The 25,484-nt window shown below is 74.3% G+C and carries 25 protein-coding genes; 12 read left to right on the forward strand and 13 right to left on the reverse strand.

Annotation, left to right across the window (positions count from 1 at the left end; genetic code table 11):
• From BU198_RS12720 to BU198_RS42085, 5 genes are all read left to right on the forward strand, one after another.
• Window positions 1-1,270 (forward strand): hypothetical protein (locus BU198_RS12720; RefSeq protein ID WP_188296955.1); only part of this gene is annotated, 1,270 nt, incomplete at its 5' end.
• Window positions 1,271-1,453: 183 nt separating this feature from the next.
• Entirely contained in the window at window positions 1,454-2,410 is a 957-nt protein-coding gene (locus BU198_RS12725; RefSeq protein ID WP_188296956.1) for a DUF6602 domain-containing protein, read from the forward strand.
• 355 nt (window positions 2,411-2,765) lie between these two features.
• On the forward strand, window positions 2,766-3,533 hold the full coding sequence (locus tag BU198_RS12730; protein WP_317620094.1) for an HAD family hydrolase: 768 nt from the start codon (window positions 2,766-2,768) through the stop codon (window positions 3,531-3,533).
• 75 nt (window positions 3,534-3,608) lie between these two features.
• Window positions 3,609-4,058 carry a nuclear transport factor 2 family protein gene (locus BU198_RS12735; protein ID WP_188296958.1) on the forward strand — a complete coding sequence of 150 codons (450 nt, stop codon included), beginning with the start codon at window positions 3,609-3,611 and terminating at the stop codon, window positions 4,056-4,058.
• A gap of 152 nt (window positions 4,059-4,210) precedes the next feature.
• Window positions 4,211-4,357 (forward strand): hypothetical protein, encoded by a 147-nt coding sequence (locus BU198_RS42085; RefSeq protein WP_223244306.1) that lies wholly within the window; start codon window positions 4,211-4,213, stop codon window positions 4,355-4,357.
• A gap of 205 nt (window positions 4,358-4,562) precedes the next feature.
• Here BU198_RS42085 and BU198_RS12745 read toward each other — a convergent pair whose 3' ends face one another.
• Window positions 4,563-6,239 (reverse strand): hypothetical protein, encoded by a 1,677-nt coding sequence (locus tag BU198_RS12745; RefSeq protein WP_188296959.1) that lies wholly within the window; start codon window positions 6,237-6,239, stop codon window positions 4,563-4,565.
• Between the two features lie 261 nt (window positions 6,240-6,500).
• Complete coding sequence (locus tag BU198_RS12750) at window positions 6,501-6,686, reverse strand: hypothetical protein (RefSeq protein ID WP_188296960.1); 186 nt, start codon at window positions 6,684-6,686, stop codon at window positions 6,501-6,503.
• A gap of 224 nt (window positions 6,687-6,910) precedes the next feature.
• On the opposite strand from BU198_RS12750, the gene BU198_RS12755 reads away from it, so the two are divergent.
• Window positions 6,911-7,570, forward strand: coding sequence for a hypothetical protein (locus BU198_RS12755; RefSeq protein WP_188296961.1), 660 nt, complete (start codon window positions 6,911-6,913; stop codon window positions 7,568-7,570).
• Between the two features lie 57 nt (window positions 7,571-7,627).
• Here BU198_RS12755 and BU198_RS12760 read toward each other — a convergent pair whose 3' ends face one another.
• Window positions 7,628-8,566 carry an arsenic resistance protein gene (locus BU198_RS12760; protein WP_188296975.1) on the reverse strand — a complete coding sequence of 313 codons (939 nt, stop codon included), beginning with the start codon at window positions 8,564-8,566 and terminating at the stop codon, window positions 7,628-7,630.
• A gap of 264 nt (window positions 8,567-8,830) precedes the next feature.
• Here BU198_RS12760 and BU198_RS12765 point away from each other — a divergent pair, with 264 nt between their 5' ends.
• Together BU198_RS12765 and BU198_RS12770 are read left to right on the forward strand one after the other, a co-directional pair.
• Complete coding sequence (locus tag BU198_RS12765) at window positions 8,831-9,112, forward strand: hypothetical protein (RefSeq protein ID WP_188296962.1); 282 nt, start codon at window positions 8,831-8,833, stop codon at window positions 9,110-9,112.
• A 158-nt stretch (window positions 9,113-9,270) separates the two neighbouring features.
• Window positions 9,271-10,071, forward strand: a complete 801-nt coding sequence (locus BU198_RS12770; protein ID WP_188296963.1) for a serine hydrolase — start codon at window positions 9,271-9,273, stop codon at window positions 10,069-10,071.
• Here the strand turns inward: BU198_RS12770 and BU198_RS12775 are convergent.
• The 7 genes from BU198_RS12775 to BU198_RS12805 form a co-directional block, all read right to left on the reverse strand.
• Window positions 10,019-11,074: an aminotransferase class I/II-fold pyridoxal phosphate-dependent enzyme gene (locus BU198_RS12775; RefSeq protein WP_188296964.1), complete on the reverse strand. Its 1,056-nt coding sequence runs from the start codon at window positions 11,072-11,074 to the stop codon at window positions 10,019-10,021. The genes BU198_RS12770 and BU198_RS12775 overlap by 53 nt on opposite strands.
• A 137-nt stretch (window positions 11,075-11,211) precedes the next feature.
• A complete protein-coding gene (locus BU198_RS12780) occupies window positions 11,212-12,345 on the reverse strand; it encodes an FAD-dependent monooxygenase (RefSeq protein ID WP_188296965.1) in 1,134 nt (377 codons plus the stop codon).
• Window positions 12,346-12,428: 83 nt separating this feature from the next.
• Entirely contained in the window at window positions 12,429-13,028 is a 600-nt protein-coding gene (locus tag BU198_RS12785; RefSeq protein ID WP_188296966.1) for a GTP-binding protein, read from the reverse strand.
• A 2-nt stretch (window positions 13,029-13,030) separates the two neighbouring features.
• Complete coding sequence (locus BU198_RS12790; protein ID WP_411293185.1) at window positions 13,031-13,585, reverse strand: DUF742 domain-containing protein; 555 nt, start codon at window positions 13,583-13,585, stop codon at window positions 13,031-13,033.
• A gap of 5 nt (window positions 13,586-13,590) precedes the next feature.
• Window positions 13,591-14,055: a roadblock/LC7 domain-containing protein gene (locus BU198_RS12795; protein ID WP_188296967.1), complete on the reverse strand. Its 465-nt coding sequence runs from the start codon at window positions 14,053-14,055 to the stop codon at window positions 13,591-13,593.
• Entirely contained in the window at window positions 14,052-17,042 is a 2,991-nt protein-coding gene (locus tag BU198_RS12800; protein ID WP_317620095.1) for a nitrate- and nitrite sensing domain-containing protein, read from the reverse strand. Before BU198_RS12800 ends, BU198_RS12795 begins: the two co-directional genes overlap by 4 nt.
• 454 nt (window positions 17,043-17,496) lie before the next feature.
• A complete protein-coding gene (locus BU198_RS12805) occupies window positions 17,497-18,180 on the reverse strand; it encodes a FadR/GntR family transcriptional regulator (protein ID WP_188296968.1) in 684 nt (227 codons plus the stop codon).
• 191 nt (window positions 18,181-18,371) lie between these two features.
• Here BU198_RS12805 and BU198_RS12810 point away from each other — a divergent pair, with 191 nt between their 5' ends.
• A complete protein-coding gene (locus tag BU198_RS12810; RefSeq protein ID WP_223244307.1) occupies window positions 18,372-20,201 on the forward strand; it encodes a 2-isopropylmalate synthase in 1,830 nt (609 codons plus the stop codon).
• Window positions 20,198-20,680, forward strand: coding sequence for a YbaK/EbsC family protein (locus BU198_RS12815; RefSeq protein WP_188296969.1), 483 nt, complete (start codon window positions 20,198-20,200; stop codon window positions 20,678-20,680). The genes BU198_RS12810 and BU198_RS12815 overlap by 4 nt, the downstream gene beginning before the upstream one ends.
• A 52-nt stretch (window positions 20,681-20,732) precedes the next feature.
• On the opposite strand, the gene BU198_RS12820 is transcribed toward BU198_RS12815, so the two are convergent.
• From BU198_RS12820 to BU198_RS12830, 3 genes are all read right to left on the reverse strand, one after another.
• Window positions 20,733-21,377: a response regulator gene (locus BU198_RS12820; protein ID WP_188296970.1), complete on the reverse strand. Its 645-nt coding sequence runs from the start codon at window positions 21,375-21,377 to the stop codon at window positions 20,733-20,735.
• Window positions 21,368-22,531 carry a sensor histidine kinase gene (locus tag BU198_RS12825; protein ID WP_188296971.1) on the reverse strand — a complete coding sequence of 388 codons (1,164 nt, stop codon included), beginning with the start codon at window positions 22,529-22,531 and terminating at the stop codon, window positions 21,368-21,370. The genes BU198_RS12820 and BU198_RS12825 overlap by 10 nt, the downstream gene beginning before the upstream one ends.
• A gap of 86 nt (window positions 22,532-22,617) precedes the next feature.
• Complete coding sequence (locus tag BU198_RS12830; RefSeq protein ID WP_188296972.1) at window positions 22,618-23,283, reverse strand: DedA family protein; 666 nt, start codon at window positions 23,281-23,283, stop codon at window positions 22,618-22,620.
• A 224-nt stretch (window positions 23,284-23,507) separates the two neighbouring features.
• Between BU198_RS12830 and BU198_RS12835 the strand changes: the two genes are divergently transcribed.
• Together BU198_RS12835 and BU198_RS12840 are read left to right on the forward strand one after the other, a co-directional pair.
• Window positions 23,508-24,017, forward strand: a complete 510-nt coding sequence (locus tag BU198_RS12835) for a hypothetical protein (RefSeq protein WP_188296973.1) — start codon at window positions 23,508-23,510, stop codon at window positions 24,015-24,017.
• 83 nt (window positions 24,018-24,100) lie between these two features.
• Window positions 24,101-25,484, forward strand: a 1,384-nt coding sequence (locus BU198_RS12840) for an acyl-CoA dehydrogenase family protein (RefSeq protein WP_188296974.1), incomplete at its 3' end; no start/stop codon positions are given.

Below are 25,484 nucleotides of genomic sequence, written 5' to 3' on the forward strand. Positions count from 1 at the left end.
GGCCGCGATCGGCAACCCCGGCAAGGACGGTGGCGCGGTCGCGGCGGCGGCGAAGAACCTCCAGCTGACCGCGTACGACCCGGCGGGCGGGACGGCGGTGCTGTCGGCGGCGGGACCGGCCGCCACCGTTCCGGCCTCGCCGAGCACCGTCCCGAGTGCTGCCCCGAATACCGTCCCGAGCGCCGTGCCGAGCGCTGCCCCCACTGCGGCGACTGCCGCCGTCCAGCCCGGGCAGCTGATCGCCAGCCCGCCCACCGCCGCCGCACCGCAGGGCGCGCTGGTCGCCGTCACCGGCGTCCGCCCCGGCGCGGGCGACACGCTCGCCCTGACCACCCGTCCGGCCACCCTGGCCGAACTCCTCGGCAGCACCGAGGCCGACGGCAGCGTCCCCGTGGACCCGCACGGCATCACGGTGACCCCGCTGGTCAAGGACCTCAAGGCGACCGCGGGCCTGACCGGCGACGGCGTGCGGGCCGACGCCTCCGGCGCCCTGGAGGTCGACCTCAAGGCCCCCGTCCCGCTGCCCGACGGCGCGAGCCTGGACGCGTCCGGCTCGCTCCGGCTCCACCCGGCCGTCCACTTCGCCTACCACGGCGCGGCGGCCGGCAGCCCGCGCACCGCCTCGATCGGCTTCGACCTCGGCGCCCACGCCCAGTGGAAGGTCACCGGCGACGCCGCCCGCAGCACCGGCGCGGCACCGGTCCGGGTCCCCTTCGCAAAGTTGCAGGCCAGCCCGGTGCTGACCGTCGCGGGCCTGCCGGTGGTCGTCAACCTCGGCCTCACCTGCTACCTGGAGGTCGGCGCCGACGGCCAGGTCCACCTGGAGGTCGAGCAGGACGCCACCGGCACCTGGGCGGTGCGCGCCGACTACACCGGCGGCAAGGGCTGGACCCCGGTCACCAGCGCCGAGACCAAGGTCACCCCGGTGCACGTGCGGCTCAGCGGCAAGGCGGGCGTACGGGCGGCGCTCGGCGCCGAGATCAGCCTCGGCCTGTACGACACCGTCGGCGTGGAGACCACCGTCGCCCCCTACCTGCGGGCCCAGGCCGAAGGCTCACTGGTCGCCGACTCCTCCGGCAACCCGCCGCAGGCGCAGGGCAGTTGGTCACTGGTCGGCGGCGTCGACCTGAACGGCTCACTGCTCGCCCACCTGAAGGTCTTCGGCACCCCGGTCATCGAGGGCAGGCTGCCGCTGCCGCCGTTCCACCGGGAGTGGCCCCTGCTCGCCGGCTCGGCGACGCCGCCCGCCCCGAAGCCCAGCAATAGTTGACTCTTCGTCATCGCATGGGCTCCTCGGTTGAGTTCACCGACCGAGGGGCCCTCGTCATTTGCTGGGCTCGGATCCTCGGGCCGACTCCCGGGCAACTCCCGGGCGACCAGGCGACCAAGCGGCCGGACCGGCCGGAGTCCGTCGGCGCGGATTCTGTCGGTGCGGGGTCCTAGACTCCCGACCGTGGCGGACGAGCTGGGACTTGAAGCCGACCGGGCGCTGGTCGAGCTGCGGCGGTTGATCGCCCAGGTGTACGACCTTGAGGGGGAGTACCGGGACAGCGCCCGCGAAGGGTTCTCGGACGACATGGGGTTCGCCCGCGAGTGGGCCCTGTGGAGGGTCCTGGAAGCCCGCTTCCAGGACGCACACGTCGTCCACCGGGCGAACGTCGAGGACGAGGAGACCGGCGCCCGGTTCGGCCAGCGCGATGTGGTCCTGGCCGATCGTCGCGTCCCTCCGCATCGCATGACCCGGAGCGGGCGCGCGGTGCTCGACCCGCGGGCCGTCCACACCTCGGTGGAGGTCAAGAGCGTCCTGAGCGGGCCGGTCCTGTTCGATGCGCTGGGCCAGGTGGCCCGCGCCCAGGAGGTGCCGCGCCGTCGCGTCGGTGAGGTGTACCTCGAATTCGCCACGAGCAGCGGGTCCGTTCCCTACGTGCCCACCATGGGCGGTGTCTTCGCCTACCGGAGCAAACTGAGGATCTCGACGATCGCCGCCCGGCTGGTCGAGTGGACCGAGGGGAGGCCGGCCGAGCAGTGGCCCCGGTTCGTGACGGTCCTCGACCGCGGCCACGTCATGTGGTGCGATCCCGGAACCGGAGTCCCCCTGCCGTGGCCGCACCAGGCCGCGGTGCCGCTGATCCTGGAGCACCGCGCGGGCGAGACCGACAGGACGGCGCCCCTGACGGCGCTGATCACCCACCTGGACTGGCTCGCGAGCGTCTGGCACGTGCCGGGAACCCCGTTCGTCCGCGGGGAGCGGCGCCTCCCCTTCGGCATCGGGGTCGGGATCATGGTCCGCCCGCCGGGTGTTCCGGAGCCGGCGGGTGAGTGCGGACACCTGTGTGCCAACTGTCATGAGTCCGGCCGGATGTCGTTCGCCGAGCAGCGCCGCCGGAACGGCCTGCCCCCGGAGGTCTAGCCGCTGGGCCGCCGCGGGCGGTGCGTGCGAAGGCCGCGCCCGTGGCGGCGAGGCGGCCCAGGCGGCGGCGGACCGGTAGGCGGTGTCGCGGAGCAGCCCGGGGGCGGGCGGGACCTGACCGGCGAGGTCAGGGGGACAGGGAGGCCCTCGGGCCCCTCGCCGAGTCGGTCACCAACCGCTGCCGGCGGGCCCGGGACGGGAGGATTCCGGCCGCCGCCCTCCGGAAGCCGCCGTGACCCGGGGGCCGCCCGGAGTGGGAAGTCGGGCCCGTCGACGTCCCACTCCGGCCGGCTCGGTCCGGAGGCGGGCCATGGCCGGTGGGTCGTGTACGACAGCGGCTGGATACCATCGCGGGGTGATCACTTCCAGCGCCCGCACCACGGTCTTCGACATCGACGGCACCCTCTGCTTCGACGGGCGGACGATCGACCGCCGGATCCTCGCCGCGATCGAGGACTGCGAGCGGGCCGGTCACCAGCTGGTCTTCGCCTCGGCCCGGCCGGTCCGCGACCTCCTGCCGGTCCTGGACGGGGCCTTCCCCACCGCGACGCTGATCGGCGGGAACGGCAGCCTGGTCTCCGTCGACGGCCGGGTGCGGGCGCGGGCCGCCTTCGAGGCGGATGAGCTGGGCCGGCTGCTGGCCGAGGCCGAGCGGTTCCGGGCGGGCTACCTCGCCGACGGCCCGTGGGACTACGCCTACACCGGACCGGCCGACCACCCGATCCGAGGCCGGGTCGACCAGGGCGGCCTCGCCCGCCGGGTGGAACTCGCCGAACTCCCCGCCGTCGTCAAGTTCCTGGTGGTCGACGCGACCGACCTGGCGGCCCTCGCCGAGGCCGGCCGCACGCTGGGGATGACCGTCAACCACCACCTCGACGAGGCGGTCATCGACTTCGCCCCGGGCACCACCAACAAGTGGGAGGCGCTGGCCTCGTTGGGGATCGACGCCTACAACGCCTTCGGCAACGACATCAACGACCTCGACCTGCTGCGCAACGCCCGGCACTCGGTGCGGGTCGGCGCCCACCCGGGCCTGGACGGCGTCGCCCGGGTCACCGTCGCCGCCGAGCCGGAGGCCGTGGCGGCCGAGATCTCCCGGCTGGCCGCGGCCCCCGGCCGGTAGTCACCGGGCGGGGCGAGCGGTCCCTTCGGCGCCGTGGGAGAGTCGGGGGAACGACAACTCGCCTGGGGGAGAAGCATGTCCACGCCCGGAGATCCGCTGCCGAGCCACCGGGCGATCGAGAACCTGATCGCGCGCTACGCCGAACTCGTGGACGACGGCGACTTCGAGGGCCTCGGCGCGCTGCTCGCCGGGGCCACCTTCGTCGGCAGTGCCGGGCCGGTGAGCGGGGGCGCGGCGATCGAGGCGTGGTTCCGGGAGACGCTGATCGTGTACGCCGACGGGACACCCCGGACCCAGCACGTGAGCAGCAACCTGGCGGTCGAGGTCGACGAGCGGGCGGGTACGGCGGCAGCGCGCTCGTACGTCACCGTGCTCCAGGCACTGCCCGGGCTGCCGCTCCAGGTCATCGCCGGCGGGCGGTACCACGACCGCTTCGCGCGCGGCGCGGACGGGCGGTGGCGGTTCGTGGAGCGCCGGGTGCGGATCACCCTGGTCGGCGACGTGAGCCGCCACCTGCGGGGCTAGGCTTCCCCGGTCAGTCAGGGGGAGCGACACCGTGGTGCGGGAGCGGTTGGCGGTGGCGGCGCGGGCCGAGATGCCCGGGTAGACGGCAGGAGGCGGCCGAACGGCTCGCGGCCGGAGTACGCGGTGGTGCACGGCGAACTGGGGCCGGCCACGTGCTGGTGGACGCGGACGGTGCCCCGGTGCTGATCGGCATCGAGGGCGCGATGCACTTCGACGCCGAGTGGGAACACGTCTTCCCGCGGATCCGGCTGCCCGAGCCCGGCTCCTCCTCTGCACACCGGCGCAGCGGCTCTCACTGACGGCGGGGACTTCCCGGCACGGGAGGCGCCGGCCGGCATCGCCGAGCACAACCCGCGGCAGGCGCTGGAACTGCTCGGCCGCGACGACGCCTGACGGCCGCCGAAGGCCGTCCGGAACGCGGACAGGGGCGGCGCTCCGTACGGAACACCGCCCCTGCCCGGACACCGGACGCCTGACGGTCAGAACGTCAGACTGTCGGACCGGTCAGTTCGACTCGTAGTAGCCGAGCAGGTCGACCAGGAGGTCGGCGCTCTCCCAGCCCTGGTTCCAGAAGTCGACGATGCCGCCCTTGCCGCCCGAGGTCTGCGCGACGTTCGGGACGGTCGCGCCGGCCGTCCAGTTGAGCGTCGAGGAGACCGGACGGTTCGGGACGACCGCGTTGCCGTTCTGGTAGTTGGACCAGTAGTTCGGGTCGGGGTCGACCGACAGGAAGCCCGGGCCCTTGGTGTTGGTGACGGTGGTGTTCAGCACCCAGCCGTCGACCTCGGGGGTGGTGGTGTCGCCCTCCATGCCCAGCACGAAGTAGCCGCGGGCCGGCACCGGGGCGGCCGGACGGTTGCCGTCGGGCACGCGGGTGTCGAGGAGCCGGACCGGAACGCCGACCGGGACCAGCGCCGAGCGACTGGTGGGGGTGTAGTAGCCGACGACGTCGAGAATCACGTCGGCCGGGTGCCAGCTGCCGTTGCGGATGGAGATCTTGCCGTCCGCGCTGACGGGCACGATCACCGCGTTGGCGACCGTCTGGCCCGCGGTGAAGTTGACGCTGGAGGTGGTCGGCGCGGCCTGCCCGCTGGGGTAGGCGGTCAGGTGGCCGGCGTCCTGGGGATTGGTGACCGTCAGGTTCAGCGCCACCGCGGTGACGCCGTACGGCACGCCGTTGCGGCCGGCGATGGCGACGTCGAAGCCGCTCTGGCCGGCGACCGGACCCTGGGCCGTGCCGAGGCCCGAGCGGGTGTCGACGACGCGGCTCTGCGTCACCGACTTGTAGCCGCTGGCGGTCTGCGGAGTGAAGTAGCCGGTCACGTCCGCGAGCAGGTCCACCGACTGCCAGCCGGCGTTGAACAGGTAGACGTACCCGTCGTTGCCGACGGTGGCGACCACGAGGTTCGGGACGGTCTGGCCGGCCGTGAAGTTGAGGTTCGAGGTGGTGGCGTTCTCGGCCGAGCTCTTGGTGGGCTGCACCGAGATGTGGCCGGGGCCGTCGGCGTTGGTGACGGTGACGTTCAGGACCACCGCGTAGGCGCCGACGGGGATCTGGGCGGCGCCGTCGATCTTCAGGGCCACCGTGCTGCGGGCGCCGACCTTGGCCGCGGCGGCGCCGACGCCGGAGCGGGTGTCCAGCACGCGGGTGGGCGTGTGGGGCGTGAACTCGGCGCCCAGGGTGCCGACCGTGACCTGGTTCGAGCCCTGGACGCCCTGCGAGGCATCCTTGGCCGTCACCTTGATGTCGAACACGCCGACGGTGGCGTACTTGTGCTTGGTGATGCGGGTGTCGTTGCCGCCCCCGCCGACGGTGGTGTTGAAGGTGCTGGTGGTTCCGTCGCCCCAGGCGATGGTCACGGCGAGGTTGGAGGTGTCGGTCGGGAAGAGCTTGGTCTCCAGGTCGATGCCGTGGGCGCTGGAGACCGTGGCGTGCAGGCCGACGCCGATGACCGCGGAGAGCTTCCGGGTGCCGGTGCCGCCCTGGGCGGGCGCGGCCTGGCCGGCCTGCTCGCCGGGCACCGGCGAGGTCACCGTGCGGTCGGCGGGGCTGTCGAAGGTCTTGCCGGGAAGCTTCTTGATCGCGTCCGTTCCGGCGCTGCCGGCCGCGGGCCCGGCGGGCGCGGAACCGGCGGGCGCCGAGGCGGGCCCGGCCGCCTGGGCGATCCCGGAGGAGGCCATACCGACACCGGCCGCCACGAGGGCAGCGACTACCACAATTCGGCGATTACGCACCGATTCCCCCATAAATGTGTTCAAAGACGAACAGATTCCACACAGTTCGAATGCGCGTTCAGCGTACAGCGCGCCACTGTCAGGTGGGACGGGATTTTCCGGCGTGAGCTGCCGGGGCCCGGTCCGCGGACGGTGCCGGGTGCGCTCCGGCGAACCCCGTGTGGCCTGCTGTGACTTGACGGGGCCTTTGCGATGTCCGGCGCGGAGTCAGCAGCCGCGCAGGAAGCAGGCGACGACGCGGCGCACCAGGGACAGGACCGTCACCAGACCGAAGACGCCGACCCCGAGGAGCATGCCGACCGCCGCGCCGGCCGCGACCAGCCCGACGAGCAGCGCCGTCAGCCGCGCGCCGGACCGCTCCGCGCGGCCGTCCTCCCGCTCCTGTGCGCCCATGCACCCACCCCCGGCCAGGATGCCCCGCGGCCGCGGCCCGCCGAAGTACGGGGACGGCCTCGAATCGGCGGCGGTTCGGTGACGGCGGCCCGGCGGCCCGGCGGCCCGGCGGCGCCGGAACGGCACCCCGGCCGCCTCCCTTGACGGCGGCGGGCGCCGTCCCCCAGGGTGTGCTCCACTCCCTCGCACCGCTGCCCCCATCGGCACTCCCACCCGGAGACGGCATGCGTGCACACACCCGCCAGACCCACTGGAACCGCCAGACCCACCGGAACCGCCCGACTCACCGGCGCGGCCGCGCCGCCCTGCCCCTCGGCCTCGCCACCGCCGTGCTCGCGGTGGCCGGCTCCACCGTCGGACTGGCCGCCTCGGCGACGGTGGCCCTGCCGAACGTCGAACTGATCGTCAACGGGCGGTTCGACTCCTACCCGTGGATCTGGGACTGCGAGCCGACCACGTCGCGGAGCACCATCCCGCACGAGCACTACACCACCGGCCGGCCGACCGCCGACAGCTACGCGGGCTGCACCCAGAAGGTCAGGGTCCAGCCGGACTCCGCCTACACGCTGACCGCCTCGGTGCGCGGCCCGTACGCGTTCGTCGGCGTCTCCGGCGCGGGCACCGCGCCCACCGCCGCCTGGTCGGACGAGCGCGACTGGAACGACCTGACGGTACGGGTCACCACCGGGCCCGGCACCACCGAGCTGACGGTGTACTTCCACGGCTGGTACGAGCAGGGGCCCTACGACGTGCGGGGGGTGTCCTTCGTCGGCCCCGGCGTCCCCCCGAGCCCGTGCGGCGAGCCGGGTTCCGCCTCGCCGACCGCGAGCGGCCCCGCCACCCCCTCGCCGACCGCCAGCTGCTGGCGCACCTACCTGCCCTGACGGCCCGCCGCCCCCGGCCGGCCCGGGGGCGACGGTCAGGCGGCGGTCATGTGGCCATCAGGAGGGGACCAGACGGGGAACGAGCCGGACGTAGACGAGCATGCCGAGGACCTCGACGAGGGTCTGGGTGACGACCACGGAGGCGGCCGGCGCGAGGGAGCCCGGCAGAGCGAGCGCCAGGGGCAGCACGACCAGGGAGTTGCGGGTCGCGCCGGTGAAGACGATCGCGCGCCCGGCCCCGGCGTCGAGGCGGAACAGCCGGGCGACGGCCTTCCCCGCGAAGGCCATCACGACCAGGAACAGGACGTAGAAGGGGATGACACCGGCGACGTCGCCGAGGCTGCCGCCGAGCTTGGGGACCTGGGAGGCGACGACGGTCAGCAGGGTCGCGGCCATCAGCGGCACCATCGTGGTGGTCGCGGCGTCGGACACCCGCCGCCCGGCGGGCCGGCGCGCGGCCCAGGCCTGGAGCAGCCACGCCGCGGCGAGCGGGACGACGATCAGGGAGACGAACGCCCCGACGAACGGTCCGGCCTCGACGGCGTCGGCCAGCTCCGGCCCCATGAAGAGGTAGAGGAACCCGGGCAGCAGCACCATCTGGGCCACCAGCAGCAGCGGGGTGGCGGCCAGCAGGCGGCGGTTGGAGCCGCCGGCCAGGCCGGAGAAGACGATGACGTAGTCCACGCACGGGCACAGCAGCACCAGCAGCGCGCCGATCCGCACGGCCCGGTCGGCGGGCAGGAACGCGAACATCGCGGCCACCACGAGCGGCACCACCAGGAAGTTCACCACCAGCGCGGCCGTGAGGAAGCGGCCGTCGCGCAGGGACCGCAGCAGCTCGGCGGCGGGGACCTGGAGGAAGGTCACGAACAGGAGCAGGCCGAGGACGGGGTTGATGGCGTGCTCCAGCCCGGGCCCGGCGGACGGCGCCAGCCACCCCAGCAGCCCGCCGGCCGCCATCGCAGCGAGGTAGATCACCACCTGGTGGTGCTCCATCCGCTCGACCAGGCCCCGCGGTCCCTGCCCAGACACCCGACTGCTCCCTCGTGCCGCTCGCCGTCGCCGCCCCGGTGGCGGCCCGCCCCCATCCTCACAGGTCACGGGCCCGCCCCCGGCACCGGCCGCCGGAGGAGGCCGGGCTTCGGCGGTTCGGGGGATTGCGGCGGGCCGTTCCGGCACGAGCGCGGCGTCGGGGGAATCCATGGCCTGGACGGGTGCCGCAATCGATCGTGCGCCCGCGGAAGCAAGGGAGAGACAGTCATGCGTCGTCGATTCGCAGCGGCAGGGATGCTGGCCGCCGCCGGAGTGCTCGCACTCGCCGTTCCGGCCCAGGCCGCGACGGGAACCCTGGTCGTGAACGGTGTGGTCAAGCAGAACCCGGCGCGGGGCTGCTACCCGACCCTGTCGCCGGTGATCGTCGAGAACCTCACGGACGTGGCGGTCGACGTGTACTCCGCGCCGAACTGTCAGGGCACGGTGACCCGGGAGGTGGCCGCCGGGATGACCGCGGCGACGCTCGGGTTCAGCTACTACGTCAACTGACACCTGCTACGTCGACTGACACGGCGGAGGGCTGAGGGAGCGGGAGGCCGGACCGTCCGGCCTCCCGCTCCCGGCCGCTCCCGGCGGAGGCGGACGAGTGCTCGTGTCGTACGCCGCAACCGTCGGGTTCCGGGCCCGGTCTCCCCTACCCTTCCCCCATGCTCTCTGTGGTGGTGGCCCCCTGGGTGGGTGACTCCGATCCGGTGTACGTCCGCGACCCGGACGAACTGCACGACGCCGCGAGCACGATGAAGGTCGCGGTGCTCGCCGCACTCTGCCGCGGCGGGGTGAACCTCGACGCGGAGGTGCCGGTGGTGAACCGCTTCGCGTCCGTCGTGGGCGGCGAGTTCGGCAACGACCCGGACTGGGACAGCGACCCGCTGCCCTGGGAACTGCTCGGCACCCACGTCCCCCTCCGGCTGCTCGCCGAGCGGATGATCACCCACTCCTCCAACCTCGCCACCAACATCTGCCTGGCCCGCACCACCCGGCAGGCCGTCGCGGACGTCTGGCGCCGTGCCGGAGCCACCCGCAGCGCGACCCCGCGCGGGATCGAGGACTACGCGGCGCGTGCCCAGGGCGTGCACAACCGGGTGAGTGCCCACGACCTGGTCAGGCTGCTGCGCTCGCTCGCCGGCGAGCCGGAGCTGCTCGCGCTCCTCGAACGCAACGAGTTCCGGGTGGACCTGGCCGCCGGTCTGCCCGCCGACACCCGGATCGCCTTCAAGAACGGCTGGTTCCCCGGCGTCCGGCTCAGCGTCGGGCTCGTCCAGTCGGCCGACTGCCCGCCGTACCTGATCGCCGTCTGCTACACCGGTCCGCTCGCCGACGGCACGGACCGCACCGACCCGGCGGCCCGGCTGATCGCCCGGATCTCCAAGGCGGTGTGGGACCGGCGCGACCAGATCACCGGGCGAGCGTCGTCAGCCCGTCCAGCGCCGCTTCGTTCAGCAGGTTGATCCGGACGAACCCCTCGCGGCCGGTGAGTTCGAAGTGCCGTTCGTCGAGTGCGAGCAGCCGCTCGGCCGGCGCGGCGGGCCGGGCGAACAGGAAGTACCCGGTGTCCACCGGTGCGCGGTCCCGGAGCGCGCCGCTGCGGAGGATCCGCCGGTGGTTGGCCCGGACGTGCTCGACCAGCCGCCGGTTGCCCTCCCCGTCGAGCATCAGGTCGGCGGCGCGGTGGGCGAACAGGCGGTCGGCCACCGTGACGTCCCCGTGCAGGTTGATGTGCAGCTCGGCGAGCGGCTCGCGCAGCCGCTCGGGCACCAGCAGGTGGGCGCAGTGGTAGCCGTGGATGGACAGGTACTTGGTGGGGCACACCATCCGCACCGTGAGGTCGGCCGGCAGGGCGGTGCTCTCCTCGCGCCGGCCGCCGTCCCAGCGCAGGTACTGGAAGGTGCCGTCCACGAACACCAGTGACCCGGTGGCCCGTTGCCACTCGCCGATCCGCCGGATCACCCCGGCCGGGACGGGCTGCCCGGCGTACCAGAGCGGATCGGTGAGCAGGAGCACCGTGCGTTCCGCGGGCAGCTCCGGGGCGAAGCCGGGCTGCCGGGCGTGCAGTTCGCTCACCCGGACCGGCTCGATGCCGAACTGCCGGAAGAAGTAGGCGAACTTGTAGTAGACGGGCGGCAGGTAGTGGACGCGCCGCACGCCGTTCAGGTGCAGCCAGGTGCAGAAGGTGCCGAGCAGGCTGCTGGAGCCGCCCGCCGGGATCACCTGGCCGGGCCCGTACTCCGCGTCGTCGTACTCGCGGTGCAGCCGGGCGATCTTGGCCCGCAGCGCGCGGTCCTCGTCGATCGCGGAGTACCGGGTGACGTCGCCGAGCAGGTACGGCGGGGTGTCGGCGAGCGGGCCCAGGTAGTCGGCGACGTACGGGTGCCCGCCGTTGTAGTCGGAGACGAACAACCGCCCGTGCGCGTCCTGCCGTTCGCGCTCCACGGCCTCGTGCAGGTCGAGCATGCGGAACAGGGACGGCACCGTACCCCCAGGCGTCGGCTGACCGGACGGCCGTCAGCCTGCCCCGTGATCCGGTGCGGCACAAGACCGCCCCGACCGGCGGGACCGGTCGGGGCGGGGCACGGCTACGGCCGGAGCCGTCAGTACGGCCGCACGAGGACGTGCGCGGCCCCCGGGATGCCGACCTTGAGGAGCTCGTCCTCCTCCGGGGTGGTCGCGGTGCCGGTCTCCTGCTTGAGGACGGCGCGGGACAGCGCCTGCACCCACATGGCGCGCGGGCGGCGGCGCTCCTCCCAGGCGGTGAGCGCGGCCGGGACGGTGTCGGCCGCGTCCAGGCTCAGGGCGAGCACGAGGGCGTCCTCGACGGCCATCGCGGCGCCCTGCGCCAGGTGCGGGGTGGAGGCGTGGGCGGCGTCGCCGGCGAGGACGATCCGGCCGACGTGCCAGGGCTCCTCGACGGTGACCTGGGAGATCCGCGAGTAGACCACCGCGTCCGGGTCGGTGATCTGCGCCAGCGCCTCGGCGATCGGGCCGCCGAAGCCGGCCAGCCGCTCGCGCAGCTGCTCGTGGGCGCGCTCCGGGTCCGGACGGAAGTCCTCGGCCTCGGCGAAGACCGAGCCCAGGTACATCTGCTCCGCGCTGATCGGGGTGAGCAGCGCCTTGGCGCTGAGGTTGCCCGAGGACATCACCACGCCCCGCACCTCGGGCGAACGAGGCAGCGTGACACGCCAGTTGGCGAAGCCGGTGTACTCGGGGAGGTACTTCTCGCCGTACAGGCGGCGGCGCAGCGGCGAGCCGATGCCGTCGAAGCCGACGACCAGGTCGTAGCGGGCGCCGTGCCCGTCGGTGAGGGTGACCTCGACGCCGTCGGCGTCCTCGCGCAGGGTGTCGATCGTGGTGCCGAAGCGGACCGTGGCGCCCGCCTTCGCGGCGGCGTCGGCGAGCACGCGGGCCAGCGCGGGGCGCGGGATGCCGTTGTTGGACGGGGCGTCGCCCATCCGGGGCTGCGGGATCTTCGCGAGGGTGGCGCCGGCCGGGTCGCAGATGGTCAGCACCTCCCACTCGAAGCCGGCCGCCAGGCAGTCGTCCAGGACGCCGATCTCGCGCATCACGTGCAGGGCGTTGGACGGCTGGATGATGCCGACGCCGAGGGCCTCCGGCTGCTCGCGCAGCTCGGCGACGTCGACGTGGTGGCCGCGCCGTGCCAGGGCGGTGGCGAGGGTGAGGCCGCCGATGCCGCCGCCGTGGACGAGGACGCGCAGGGGTGTGGTCATGAGGTGTGCTCCGAAGGGAAGTTCAGAAGTCCAGAGGTGCGGAGGGCGGCCGGCCGGGGCGGGGAGGCCCGGCCGGCGCCGGTTCAGCCGACGGGTGCGGCGGCGAGGTCCATCAGGTGGTCGACCAGGGCCAGCAGCAGGTCCCGCCCGAAGGTGCGCTCGCGCACGTCGCCGAGCAGCATCGGCACCTGCGGGTCGAGGTCGAGTGCGGCCCTGATCTCGTCGGGGGTGCGGGTGTTGGTGTTGTGGAAGCAGTTGATCGCGACCACGAACGGGATGCCCCGGCTCTCGAAGAAGTCGATCGAGGCGAAGCTGGTGTCCAGCCGGCGGGTGTCGGCGATGACGATCCCGCCGAGGGCGCCGTTGACCAGGTCGTTCCACATGAACCAGAAGCGCTCCTGGCCGGGCGTGCCGAACAGGTAGACGACCAGCTCGGGGCTGACCGTGATCCGGCCGAAATCGAGCGCGACGGTGGTGGTGGTCTTCTGGTCGACGCCGGACAGGTCGTCGACGCCGACGCTGGCCCGGGTCAGGTACTCCTCGGTGCGCAGCGGGGTGACCTCGCTGACCGAGCCGACCAGGGTGGTCTTGCCGACGCCGAAGCCGCCCGCGATGAGGATCTTGACGGCGGCCGGGGCGACCGGGGCGGCGGCGGGGCCGATGGCGGAGTGGGGTGTGGCCATGTTCAGAGTCTCCGGAGTCCTTCGCGTACGGCCGTGAGCAGGCCGAGGTCCACGCCCCCGGCGGCCCGGGCCACCGAGAGCGGCGCCCGGGCCTTCAGCAGGCCCTGGGCGACCAGGTCGCCCAGCAGGATCTTGGTGACCGAGACCGGGAGGTCCAGGCCCGCCGACACCTCGGCGACGGCCACCGGGCGCCGGCAGCGTTCGAGGATCAGCCGGTGTTCGGGCTGGAGGCCGCGGGCACCGGCGCGGCTGCCCCGCGCCAGGGCCGCCTCGGCCTCCTCCTCGACCGTGGTGAGCACGGTGATGAGGGTGAGGTCGTCGCGCTCGGGCGCGGTCCGGCCGCGGGTGATCGTGTACGGGCGCACCATGCTGCCCGTCTCGTCCTCCGCGTCCTCCTCCTCCAGCTCGCTCCAGTGCGGCACCGAGCCGCGCCGCCAGCGGTCGTCCCAGCCGGGCTGCGGACCGGACTGCGGACCGGGCTGCTGACCGGACGGCGGGCCGGCCTGCCGGCCGTCGCCGCGGCCGTCCCCCCAGGCGTCGTTCCCGTACGGTTCCACCCGCGTCAGCCCCGGTTCCTGGCGGCGAAGGCGTCGAAGGAACCGGGGGCGCCGGGGGCGGCGGACGCGCCGTCCTGGCGGACCGGGGTGCTGAGCTTCTGGCCGACCTGTTGCACCAGGGTGTGCATCGCGACGGACATCACCTCGGCGTCCACCTCCTGGGAGGCGACCACGGCCAGGTGGGTGCCCTGGGCGGCGGCGATGATGAACAGCCAGCACTCGGCCAGCTCGACGATCACCTGGTGCACCGGGCCGCCGTCGAACAGCGCGCCGACGCCGCGGGCCAGGCTCTGCTGGCCGGTGGCGACGGCGGCCAGGCGCTCGGCGTCGGCCCGCTCGATGGTGCGGGAGTGGCTGACCACGAGTCCGTCGTCGGAGAGGAGGACGGCGTTCCTGGTCCCGGGCACCGAGTCGACGAGTCCGTCCAGCAGCCAGTCCAGATCCTGGTGGGTGGCGATCGTGCGGTTCATGACTGCTCATCCGTTCGTGTGGTTCGGGAGTCCGCGGCCGGGAGGGCCCAGGGGGCCGGGGCGGGCTCGGGTGCGGGGGAGGGGACCGGCGGGGTGGCGGGCGCGGGCAGCGGGTGCTCACCGCTGTCCTGGGCCCGGGCGGCGCGGGACTGGCGCTGGAAGGCGCCGATCGCCGCACCCGAGCGCCGCTCGGTGCGCTGGAACGGGCCCGCGGGCTGCGCGGCCTCCTCGGCGGGGCGCTCGACCCACTGCGGCCGGTCCGGCGGCGGCACCCGCAGCTCGGCGGCCAGGCTCGCCTGCCGGACGCGCTGCGGCAGCGGGGGCTGGCTGTTCTCGGCCGGGCTGAACGGCACCGAGGTCTGGTACTCGCGGCGCCGGCGCCGCTCGGCCAGCCGGTAGTGGTCGGCCGGGCGGTACTGCTCGTCGGCGTACGGCGCCTCGGCCTCGGTGACCCTGGCGTAGGCGATGTCCGGGTAGGCCGTGGCCCCCTGGGCGGGTGCCGGGTCGGCCGGGGAGCTGTGTTCGATCGGCTGCTCCGGCTGGAAGGGGTGTTCCGACCCGTACGACGGCTCCGGGGCGAACGGCGGTTCAGCACCGTACGGCTGCTCGGTGCCGAACGGCTGCCCGGTGCCGTACGACGGCTCGGCCGGGTACGCCGGGGAGGGCTGCTCCACCGGGAGCGGCTGCTCCGCGGCGAACGCCTGTTCCGCCGTGAACGCCGGCTCCGGCTGGAACTCCGGCTGGAACTCCGGCTGCGCCGGGAACGCCTGAGCCGCCGGGAACTCCTGACGCGCCGCGAACGGCGCGGCCGGGAAGGCCTCCGGGCCGTCCGCGGGCACCGGCGCCGGCACCGGCACCGGCAGCGGGAGCGGCTGGATGACGGGCGGCTGGAACGGAGCCTCCGGCAGCGGCATGTCCTGGACGGTGGTCTCAGGCCCCGCCTCCACCCCGGCACCCGTCACGGGCAGCGGCAGCGGAGCCGCCTGCGGGGCGAAGTCGCCCTGGGGGAAGGACTCCACCGGCGCGACCGGCGGACCGGCCGGCACCGGGGCGGGCGTCTCGTCGGAGGCCGAGCGCACCGCCCGGCGCGAGCGGCGCACCAGCGGGATCGGCTCGGTGGCCGTGCCGCCGGCGCCGTCCGGCAGCCCGGTGTCGCCCTCGATGACCAGCTCGTCCGGGACGAGCACGACCACCCGGGTGCCGCCGAAGGCGGACGGGCGGAACTCGATCTTCAGCCCGTGCAGCGAGGCCAGCCGGGAGATCACGTAGAAGCCGAGGCGGATGTCGTCGGCCCTGGCCAGCACGTCGGTGCGCGGCGGGCGGCTCATCAGCTCGTTGGCCGCGTCGTACTGCTCCGGGTCCATGCCCAGGCCCCGGTCCTCGATCTCGATCGCGAGCCCGCGGCCGACCATGGCGGCCCGCACCTCGACCGGCGTGGGCGGCTTGGAGAAGGTGGTGGCGTTCTCCATCAGTTCGGCGAGCACGTGGGCCACCGGGCCGACGGCCCGCTCGGAGAGCCACGGGTGGCCCTCGATGTCGATCGAGATCCGGCGATAGTCCTGCACCTCGCCCTGGGCGGCGCGCAGCACGTCCAGCAGCGGGACGGGCTTGCGCCAGCGCCGCTGCGGCTGACCGCCGGCCATGATGACCAGGTTCTCCTCGTAGCGCCGCAGGCGGGCGGTGAGGTGGTCGAGGTCGAAGAGGCCCTCCAGGACCTCCGGGTCGTCGTGCTTGCGCTCCAGCTCGTCCAGCTTGCGCAGCTGGCGGCCGATCAGCAGCTGGGTGCGGCGGGCGATGCGCTGGAGCAGCCGCTCGAAGCCGCGGTGCTGCTCGGCCTGGCCGACGGCGGCCTCCAGGGCGGAGGAGCGGGCCTGGTTGAGGGCCTGGCCGAGCTGGGCCAGTTCGTCGGTGCCGGTGCCGTGTGAGCCCTCCGCGATGGCGTGGGTCTCGGCCTCGACGTCGACCTGCTCGCCGCGGCCGAGGCGGTCGACCACCTCGGGCAGGGTGCGCCGCATCTCCTCGGCCTGGGTGTGCAGGTCCTTGATGCGGCGGCGCAGCGAGCGGCTCAGGCGCCAGGAGGCGATGATCACCGCGACGACGGTGATCAGGCCGATGGCGGTGGTCAGCACGACGCGGGTGAGCATGCCGATGATGGCGGACTTGGCGACCTCGATGATGCCGTCGGTGCGCACCTCGATCACCTTGACCAGCGCCGGGTTGAGCCCGTCGACGGCCTGGCGCCACTGGTCCTGCGTCGCCGGGAGCTTGACGGTGCCGTTGGCGTCGGCGGCGGTGGGCTTGAGCAGGGCCTGTTCGACGGCGGCCTTGCCCTGCCAGGACGGGCTGTTGACCAGGTCGCGCCAGGCCTGCGCCTCGCCGTCCGGGACGTACGGGATGACCTGGACGTTGAGCAGGTGGTCCTGCGCGCCGATCAGCTGCTGGACCTGCTGGTAGTCGGCGGTGGACAGCCGCCCGCCGGGCCAGCCGCGGGCCAGGATGGCGTCCTCGCGGGAGATCATCTCCTTGGCCCAGAAGGCGTTGACCAGGGTCTTGGACAGCCAGGTGACCTCGCCGGTGTCGACCCGGCTGAGCGCGGTGAACAGCTGCATGTCGACGCTGATCAGGTCGGTGTAGTAGGTGAAGACGCTCTGCTGGTCGGTGGTGGCGCGGTCGACCGCGGAACGCTGCTCGGCCAGCTTGCCGAGGGCCTGGCGCGCCTCGGTGACGGAGGCGAGGACCTCGGCCGGGGCGTTGTCGGCGGCCGCCGAGGAGAGGGACTGGAACTGCCGCACGGCCTCGTCGGTCAGCTGCCGCTGGCGGCGCAGCTGGTCGGCGTTGGAGCCCGGCCTGGCGAGCGCCTCGGCGCTGAGCCGGCGCTCCTCCTGGAGGTTGTAGTAGACGACGTTGGAGGGCTGACCGGCCTTCTGCGCGACGGTGGCCTGGTCGGCCAGTCGCTGGAAGTCGGAAATGGTCTCACCACTGGTCACGGCCCAGAGGGCGACCAGGGCGATGCTGGGGACGACGGCCAGGACGAGCAGCGCCGTCCGCAGGGACAGGCGTGGACGCCTGCGGGGGCCCTTCGGCGTCGGGGGCCGCCGATTCGCACGCGCGCGCAGAGCTGACTCCTTGAGGCTGGCGGCCGGCCGGTGAGGGGCGGGCCGTCCGGGCACGGGATTTTTGACGAAGCGATACTAGTCGCACCGTGTGATTGAAGTGAAAATCCGTTCGCCGCCTGATCCGTGCTTGCGCACGCGATGGGCACAATGTCATTCATTCGTTGACTGTATGTATGCGGAGCAGGCGGTTCCGGACTTGCTTGACACAGTGTCAATGCGACGCGCGGCCGGCGAATGGCCGGGGTGTGAAAAGTGTGTGACGCCCCGCCGGAAGGTACTCGGCGGGGCGGTGGGCGTCCTGGAGGGTGTTCTTGCCGGGCGTCGCTCAGTGGGTCAGCAGGCGCGAGCGGGTGGCCTCCAGCTCCGCCGCCAGCACCTGCCCGGCCGCCTCGGGATCGCCGTCGTGCAGTGCCAGGACGAGGTCGGCGTGCGAGCCGTAGCCGTGGTCGGGGTCCTCCGCGCGCAGCCCGAACAGGCCGACCAGGACGACCAGTTGTTCGCGCAGGACCGGGGCGAACTGGGCGAACAGGTCATCCAGGACAGGGTTGTGCGCCGCCGCCACCACGGCGGTGTGCAGCGCGATGTCCGCGTCCACGAAGGCGGCGTCGCCAGCCCCGCCCGCCGCCCGGCGGACCGCCAGCGCGGCGTCGAGCGCGACGAGGTCCGCCTCGGTGCGGCGGACGGCCGCGAGCCGGGCTGCCTGCACCTCCACCACCGTCCGCACCTCGTAGACGTGCGCCAGCTCGGCGCGGCGCAGCCGGGACGCCCAGTCCCCGGTGGGCCGGTCGGCCGTGACGAACACCCCGGAGCCCTGACGGCTCTGCACCATCCCGGCCGCCGCGAGGGTGCGCAGCGCCTCCCGGACGGTCGAGCGGCCCACGCCCAGCTCCTTGGCCAGCGCCACCTCGCCCGGCAGCTTGCCGCCCACCGGCCACTGCCCGGCCCGGATCTGCTCCTCCAGCCGCGCGGCGGCCTGTTCGGCGAGGGGGGAGGGGCGGAGCGCGGTCATCGGTTTCACCTGTCAGGTTGTCTGAGGACTTGTGTCGTGGTTAGTCTACCCGGCATGCAGCCGTGGACGCTCCCCCCGGGAGGCCTTCTTCTTGGTGGCCGCAGCGGGGCGTGACCGGACCGGCACCCCGCTGCGGGGCGCCGTCCTGCCGGTCTCCGGTACCTGCCGATGCCTGCCGATGAGGACCGTTCATGCGATCGTCCGCACGATTCCCGACCCACCACGTTCCCGCAGGGCCCGCCCCTGCCGGGCCCGTCCCGGCCGGCGCCCCCGCCTGGAACCCCCAGCGCGGCGGCACCATGCCCTCCCACCGCTACCGCCCCGCCCACGAGCGGGTGCACGTGCCGGCCCTGCTGCGCCGCTGGCCCGGCCGGCGGACCGAGCGGGCGCCACTGTGGGTGCCCGTCGACCTGCGCGACGGCAACCAGGCGCTCGCCGAGCCGATGGACCCGGCGCGCAAACAGCGGATGTTCGACCTGCTCCTGGCCATGGGCTTCAAGGAGATCGAGGTCGGCTACCCCTCCGCCAGCCGGACCGACTTCGACTTCGTCCGCCAACTGGCCACCACCCCGGGGGCCGTCCCAGAGGACGTCACCGTGGTGGTCTTCACGGCGGCCAGGGCCGACCTGATCGAGCGCACCTTCGAGGCCGTCGCCGGCCTGCCCCGGGTGGTCGTCCACCTCTACACCGCCACCGCGCCGCAGTGGCGCGAGGTCGTCCTCGGCAAGGAGCGCGCGGAACTGCGGGCGCTGATCACCGAGGCCGCGACCCTGATGGCCAGGCTCGGGGAGGGCCGCGACGGCCTGCGGTTCCAGTTCTCGCCCGAGGTGTTCAACCTGACCGAGCCGGACTACGTCCTGGAGGTCTGCAACGGCCTGACCCGGCTCTGGGACGCGAGCCCGGAGCGGCCCGTCGTGCACAACCTGCCGGCCACCGTCGAGATCGCCACCCCCAACGTGTACGCCGACCAGATCGAGTACATGGACCGCCACCTGGAACGGCGCGAGGCGGTGATCCTCTCCGTCCACCCGCACAACGACCGCGGCACCGGCGTCGCCTGCGCGGAACTGGCCGTGCTCGCGGGCGCCCAGCGGGTCGAGGGCTGCCTGTTCGGCAACGGCGAGCGGACCGGCAACGTCGACCTGGTGACCCTGGCGCTCAACCTGCACACCCAGGGCGTCGACCCGATGCTCGACCTCTCCGACATCGACGAGATCCGGCGCACCGTCGAGCACTGCAACCGGCTGCCCGTCCACGAGCGGCACCCGTACGCGGGCGACCTGGTGCACACCGCCTTCTCCGGCACCCACCAGGACGCCATCCGCAAGGGCCTCGCCCGGCACACCGCGACCGCCGCCGAACTGGGCGTCCCGGAGCGGGAGGCGCCCTGGTCGGTGCCCTACCTGCCGATCGATCCGGCCGACCTCGGGCGGGACTACGAGGCGGTGATCCGGGTCAACAGCCAGTCCGGCAAGGGCGGGATCGCCTATCTGCTGCACGCCGGTGAGGGGCTGGAGCTGCCCAGGCGCCTCCAGATCGAGTTCGCCCGGGTGGTGCAGGAGGCCACCGACGACAGCGGGCGGGAGGTGACGGCCGAGGAGCTGTACGGGCTGTTCAGGGCCGAGTACCTGGACGCGGGAGCCGGGCGGCGGTGGCGGGTCGGCGACGACTGGGCCGAGGTCGACGGCCGCCGGGGGACGGGCGCCGGGCCGCTGGACGCGGTCGCCGACGCGGTGGGCGTGGAGATCCTCTCCTTCAGCGAGCACGCGGTGGGCCCGGGGCGGGACGCGGTCGCGTACGTGGAGGCCAGGGTGGGCGGCCCGGACGGCTCCGGTGCCCCTGGCAGCCAGGACGGCTCCGGCGGCCGGGTGGTGTGGGGCGTCGGACGGGACGCCTCGGTGCTCACCGCGGGCGTCCGGGCGGTGCTGAGCGCCGTCGGGCGCGCCTCGGCGCGGCAGGCCGACGAGAGGGACCCCGCCGGTACGGAACTCCTCGGCGCGGACGGCATGATGGGCCGATGACCTCCTCCCTCCCCACCCGCAGCCAGGCCGTCGCCGAAGCGCTGGCGGCGGCCGGCGTCCCCGGCGAGATCCGCGTCCTGCCCGACTCCGCCCGCACCGCCGCCGAGGCCGCCGCCGCGCTCGGCTGCGAGGCCGGCGCCATCGCCAACAGCCTGGTGTTCGTCTGCGACGGTGCGCCCCTGCTGGTGATGACCAGCGGCGCCCACCGGGTCGACACCGCCCATCTGGCCGGGCGGCTGGGCACCGGACCGATCGAGCGCGCCACCGCCGCCCAGGTCCGCGAGGCCACCGGCCAGGCCATCGGCGGCGTCGCCCCGACCGGCCACCCGGCACCGCTGCGCACCGTCGTCGACACGGCCCTCGAAGCGTACGAGGTGCTCTGGGCCGCCGCCGGACACCCGCACACCGTCGTGCCGATGAGCTACCGGGAACTCCTCGCCGTCACGGGCGGAACCCCGTCCACGGTGGTGGCCGACTGACCGAACGGGCCGGCCGGCCCCGCGCGACCGCGCCGCCGGCCGGCCCGGACGGTTACGCCCCCAGGTAGTGCAGGACGGCCAGGATGCGGCGGTTGTGGTCGGTGGTGCGGGGCAGGTCCAGCTTGTCGAAGACCGCGTTGAGGTTCTTCTCCACCGCGCTCTGCGAGACGTGCAGCCGCTGGGCGATGGCGGCGTTGGTCCAGCCCTCGGCGAGCGCCTCCAGGACGCTGCGCTCGCGCGGGGTGAGCAGGGCCAGCGGGTCGGTGCGGGTGGTGTGCACCACCAGCCGGCGGACCACCTCCGGGTCGATCGCCGTGCCGCCCGCCGCGACCCGCACCAGGGCGTCCAGGAACTCCTCGACCTCGGCCACCCGGTCCTTCAGCAGGTAGCCGACCCGCTCCGCTCCCGCGTCCAGCAGCCGGGCCGCGTACCCGCGTTCGATGTGCTGGGAGAGCACCAGCACGCCCACCCCGGGCCAGCGCTCGCGGATCTCCACCGCGGCCCGCAGCCCCTCGTCGGTGTGGGTCGGCGGCATCCGGATGTCCACCACCACGACGTCCGGCCGCTCCCGCGCCACCGCCGCCGTCAGCGCGGCCGCGTCGCCGACCGCGGCCAGCACCTGGTGCCCCTCCTCGGCGAGCAGGCGGACCAGCCCCTCCCGCAGCAGGGTCGAGTCCTCGGCGAGGGTCACGCGCATGGCAGCTCCGCGGTGATGACGGTCGGCCCCCCGGCGGGGCTGTGGACGTGGAGGGTACCGTCCAGCGCGGCGACCCGTCCGCGCAGCCCGGTCAGGCCGCTGCCCGACGGGTCCGCGCCGCCGTCGCCGTCGTCCTCCACCCGCACCGTGAGCAGGCCGCCCGCCGCGGACAGGTGGGCCGAGACCGTCGAGGCGGCGGAGTGCTTGGCGGCGTTGGTGACGCACTCCGACACCACGAAGTAGGCCGCCGTGCGCACCGGTTCGGGCAGCGGGCCGGCCACCTCGTAGCGCAGCCGCAGCGGGATCGCGCACCGCTCGGCCACCCCGCCGAGCGCCTCCTCCAGCCCCAGGGTGTCCAGCGCGGACGGGTACGCCCGCCAGGCCACCTCGCGCAGTTCGGTCAGCACCTCCTGGGCCTCCCGGTGCGCCTGGCGCAGCAGCGCCTCCGTCCGCTCCGGGTCCTGACGGCGGTCCAGGCCGCGCCGCGCCCGGCCCACCAGCATCGCCAGCGCCACCACCCGCTGCTGGACCCCGTCGTGCAGGTCCCGCTCGATCCGTCGCCGCTCCGCGTCCACCGCCTGCACCACCGCCGCCCGGCTGTCGGCGAGTTCGGCGATCCGGCGGCGCAGCAGCTCGGCCTCGGACGGCCCGAAGCACTCGCGGGCGAGCCGGGCGTCCAGCGCGGCCAGCGAGACCAGGCCCTGTACGGCCAGGAACAGCAGCACCCCGCCCAGCAGCGCCTGGGTCGCCAGCTCCTCCCAGCCCAGCGAGCCGCGCAGCACCCCGCCGACCAGCAGCACGGCCAGCCCCGCGCCGAAGGCCAGCAGGGCCAGCACCACCCCGGTGACCAGCCCGCCGCCGCTGCGCACCAGCAGGTAGCGCAGCAGCCTGCGGTCGTCCGTGCGGTAGTGGCGGGGGAAGCGGTCGCCGAAGAACGCGCGGCGCCGGGCCCGTTCGAGGGCGGCGAGGCGGCGCACCCCGGACAGCAGGCTCTGCGCCGCGTACGGGCGGGTGCGCGGCCAGAGCAGGAAGGGGCCGAGGGCGGCGGCCGCCGGCAGCAGGTACAGGGCGGCGAGCGCGGCGCTCGGGCAGCCGAGCAGGGCTCCCGCCGCGCGGCGCGGCCATGACGTCCGGTCTGCTTGGGCCCCCTGCACGGGGGCCGAGCCTACGGGGCTGGCCGGGGGTGCGGGGCGGTCCGGGCGTTCTGGGTCGGTCGGGACTGCGGGGTGGGCCGGTGCGCTCACCGGGCGCGGCGGTGCTGGGCGGTGGCGTTGCGTCCGCGCCAGCGCATCACCACGTACCCGGTCACGGCCACCACGACCAGCACCAGGACCGCCTTGGAGAGCAGGCCGACGTACGTCTCCACCACGTCCCAGCGGTCCCCGAGCAGGAACCCGGCCATCACCAGCACGGTGTTCCACACCAGGCTGCCCAGCGTGGTCAGCATGACGAACGCGGGCAGCGGCATCCGCTCGACCCCGGCCGGGACGGAGATCAGGCTGCGGAAGATCGGCACCATCCGGCCCAGCAGCACCGCCTTCGTCCCGTGCCGGGCGAACCAGGCCTCGGTGCGCTCCAGGTCGGAGGCCTTGACCAGCGGCAGCCGGGCCCAGATCGCGTGCATCCGCTCCCGGCCGAACAGGGCGCCCAGCCAGTAGAGGACGACGGCGCCGACGACCGAGCCCAGGGTGGTCCAGGTCAGCGCGGAGGCGAGGCTGATCACGCCCTGCCCGGCGGCGAAGCCCGTCAGCGGCAGGATCACCTCGCTGGGCAGCGGCGGGAACAGGTTCTCCAGGGCGATCGCCAGGCCGGCGCCGGGGCCGCCCATGGTGTCCACCAGGTCGGCCGCCCAGCCGGCGAAGCCGTCGGCGGGCTGCTGGGCGACGGCGAGGATCGTGTGCTGCATGCGGGGCTCCAGAGTGGTCGGGGGACGGCTCGTCCCCGGCTGTCTCCACGCTAGAAAGTGCAGGTCAGCGGCGGTATGCGGGTTTCCGGCGAACCGCTTGCGGGTTTCCGTACCGCCGCGCCCCGCGGTTTTCCGCAGGGCGGCGGCGCATCGGCAAGGGCGGCGGACCGGGCCCGCGGTGAACTCGGTGGCGGCACCCCCGGCCGACGGGGCAGGATGGCGCGATGGACGCCGCATTCACCCTGGCCTGGCGGCACACCGCCGGCCTGGTGTTCCCCGAGGACCTGCCGATGGCCGCCGCCGGACTGCTGGGGCAGGGCATCGGCGGTGATTCGCCCGCGCTGTGCGAACTGGCGGGGCGGCAGGGCCGGGGGGAGCCCTCGGACGAGCTGACGGGGCTGCTGCACCGGGCGCTGGGGGAGCTCGGCCTGCCGGTCCCGGACGACGAGTTCGCCCGGCGCTGCCGGCTGCACCACACGGCGGCCCGGCTGACGTCCGGGGAGATCACGCCGGGGGAGGCCGCCGTCGCGCTCTGGGTCGGGAGCCTCTCGGAGCCGACCGCGGCGGAGCGGCGGCTGGAGGAGGCCGTCGCCGAGGTCTGCTGCCCGGACTGCGTGGAGACCACCTGGCCGGCCGAGGCGGCGCGGAACTGGGAGCGGGAGATGGTGGAAGCCGCCGCCGTGCTGGCGGCCTCCGCCGACAGCCCGATCGTCGCCTCCTGGTACCGGGGCTGACCGCCTGCCGGGACCGCCCGCGGGTGCGGTGATCTCGGTCACAGGGCCGTAACCTCTGCGGCGTCCGGCCTTTGATCGGTTACATGACACCGACGACCGCCGAGCTGTCCCGCCTCCTCTTCGGCCCCGACCGTCAACGCGTCCACGAGCCCTGGCGGAAGCTCACCGCGGACCCCGCCCTGCACAGCCGCCCCGAAGCCCCGGTGGCCGACCGGATCGCCGCGTCCTACCGGCGGTTACGGCAGCTCAATGCCCACACCGACCCGGCCGCCCTGGCCGGCGACCCGCTGCTGCTCGCCGCCCTGCACGAGTGGACCGCGGTGGTGGACGGCGGTCTCACCGTCCTCGCCGGCATCCACTACAACCTGTTCCTCGGCACCCTGCTCGACCACGACCGGTCGCCCAAGCGCCCGTTGGACGACTACCTGCGGATGGACCGGACCGGCACCTTCCTGTGCACCGAACTCGGCCACGGCAACGACGCCGCCGCCCTGGAGACCGTGGCCGACTACGACCGGACCGACCGCGGCTTCACCCTGCACACCCCCGGCCCGTCCGCCCGGAAGTTCATGCCGAACACCGGCCCCGCGGGCGGCCCCAAGTCCGCGGTGGTCGCCGCACGGCTGCGGGTCGACGGGCGCGACCACGGGGTCTTCCTGTTCCTCGTCCCGCTCACCGGCGGGGACGGGCGCCCGCTGCCCGGCATCGCCGTCGACCCGCTGCCGGAGCGCCCCGGCAGTCCGGTCGACCACTGCCTCACCTCCTTCGACCGGGTCGGCCTGCCGTACGAGGCGCTGCTCACCGGCGCCCACGGCCGGCTCGCCGACGACGGCACGTTCACCAGCGCGGTCGGCAGCAAGCGGAAACGGTTCCTCACCGCGATCGGCCGGGTGACCGTCGGCAAGCTGTGCATGAGCGCCGCCGCGATCGGCGGGGCCAGGGCCGCGCTGGCCACCGCCGTCCGGTACGCCCAGCACCGCGACGTCGCCGGGGCCCGTCCCGACCGGCGCGTCCCGGTCTGGGCCCACCGCACCCACCACGGCCCGCTGCTGGACGGCCTCGCCACCGCGTACGCGATGACCGCCCTGCACCGCGCCGCCGCCGAGCGCTGGGCGCGGCACGACCCGGCCGACCCCGAGGAGTCGGCCGCCGCCGAACGGCAGGTCGCCATCGCCAAGGGCTGGACCACCTGGCAGGCCAGGGACCTGATCACCGAGGCGCGCGAACGGTGCGGTGCCCAGGGGCTGCTGACGGTCAACGGGATCACCGCCTACGCGTCGGACGTCGAGGGCACCATCACCGCCGAGGGTGACAACCTCGCGCTCTGGGCCAAGGCGGCGGCCGAACTCCTGCTGGAGGACCCCCGGCCCGCCGCCGGACCGGAGGCGGGCGGCCTCGACGACCCGGCCGTCCGCCAGGGCCTGCTGCGCACCGTCGCCCGGCTGCGGCTCGCCCGCGCCCGGGCGC

The sequence above is a fragment of the Streptomyces sp. CBMA156 genome (genome assembly GCF_014596515.1).
Classification (GTDB): Bacteria; Actinomycetota; Actinomycetes; order Streptomycetales; family Streptomycetaceae; genus Kitasatospora.

What these genes read in the sequence shown, in the direction of transcription:
- BU198_RS12830 (WP_188296972.1), bottom strand. Translation starts at nt 23,283, where the DNA reads ATGCAGCACACGATCCTCGCCGTCGCCCAGCAGCCCGCCGACGGCTTC.
- BU198_RS12780 (WP_188296965.1), bottom strand. Translation starts at nt 12,345, where the DNA reads ATGACCACACCCCTGCGCGTCCTCGTCCACGGCGGCGGCATCGGCGGC.
- BU198_RS12810 (WP_223244307.1), top strand. Translation starts at nt 18,372, where the DNA reads ATGCGATCGTCCGCACGATTCCCGACCCACCACGTTCCCGCAGGGCCC.
- BU198_RS12760 (WP_188296975.1), bottom strand. Translation starts at nt 8,566, where the DNA reads ATGGAGCACCACCAGGTGGTGATCTACCTCGCTGCGATGGCGGCCGGC.
- BU198_RS12755 (WP_188296961.1), top strand. Translation starts at nt 6,911, where the DNA reads ATGCGTGCACACACCCGCCAGACCCACTGGAACCGCCAGACCCACCGG.
- BU198_RS12775 (WP_188296964.1), bottom strand. Translation starts at nt 11,074, where the DNA reads ATGCTCGACCTGCACGAGGCCGTGGAGCGCGAACGGCAGGACGCGCAC.
- BU198_RS12745 (WP_188296959.1), bottom strand. Translation starts at nt 6,239, where the DNA reads ATGGCCTCCTCCGGGATCGCCCAGGCGGCCGGGCCCGCCTCGGCGCCC.
- BU198_RS12815 (WP_188296969.1), top strand. Translation starts at nt 20,198, where the DNA reads ATGACCTCCTCCCTCCCCACCCGCAGCCAGGCCGTCGCCGAAGCGCTG.
- BU198_RS12750 (WP_188296960.1), bottom strand. Translation starts at nt 6,686, where the DNA reads ATGGGCGCACAGGAGCGGGAGGACGGCCGCGCGGAGCGGTCCGGCGCG.
- BU198_RS12785 (WP_188296966.1), bottom strand. Translation starts at nt 13,028, where the DNA reads ATGGCCACACCCCACTCCGCCATCGGCCCCGCCGCCGCCCCGGTCGCC.
- BU198_RS12795 (WP_188296967.1), bottom strand. Translation starts at nt 14,055, where the DNA reads ATGAACCGCACGATCGCCACCCACCAGGATCTGGACTGGCTGCTGGAC.
- BU198_RS12820 (WP_188296970.1), bottom strand. Translation starts at nt 21,377, where the DNA reads ATGCGCGTGACCCTCGCCGAGGACTCGACCCTGCTGCGGGAGGGGCTG.
- BU198_RS12835 (WP_188296973.1), top strand. Translation starts at nt 23,508, where the DNA reads ATGGACGCCGCATTCACCCTGGCCTGGCGGCACACCGCCGGCCTGGTG.
- BU198_RS12805 (WP_188296968.1), bottom strand. Translation starts at nt 18,180, where the DNA reads ATGACCGCGCTCCGCCCCTCCCCCCTCGCCGAACAGGCCGCCGCGCGG.
- BU198_RS12770 (WP_188296963.1), top strand. Translation starts at nt 9,271, where the DNA reads ATGCTCTCTGTGGTGGTGGCCCCCTGGGTGGGTGACTCCGATCCGGTG.
- BU198_RS12735 (WP_188296958.1), top strand. Translation starts at nt 3,609, where the DNA reads ATGTCCACGCCCGGAGATCCGCTGCCGAGCCACCGGGCGATCGAGAAC.
- BU198_RS12765 (WP_188296962.1), top strand. Translation starts at nt 8,831, where the DNA reads ATGCGTCGTCGATTCGCAGCGGCAGGGATGCTGGCCGCCGCCGGAGTG.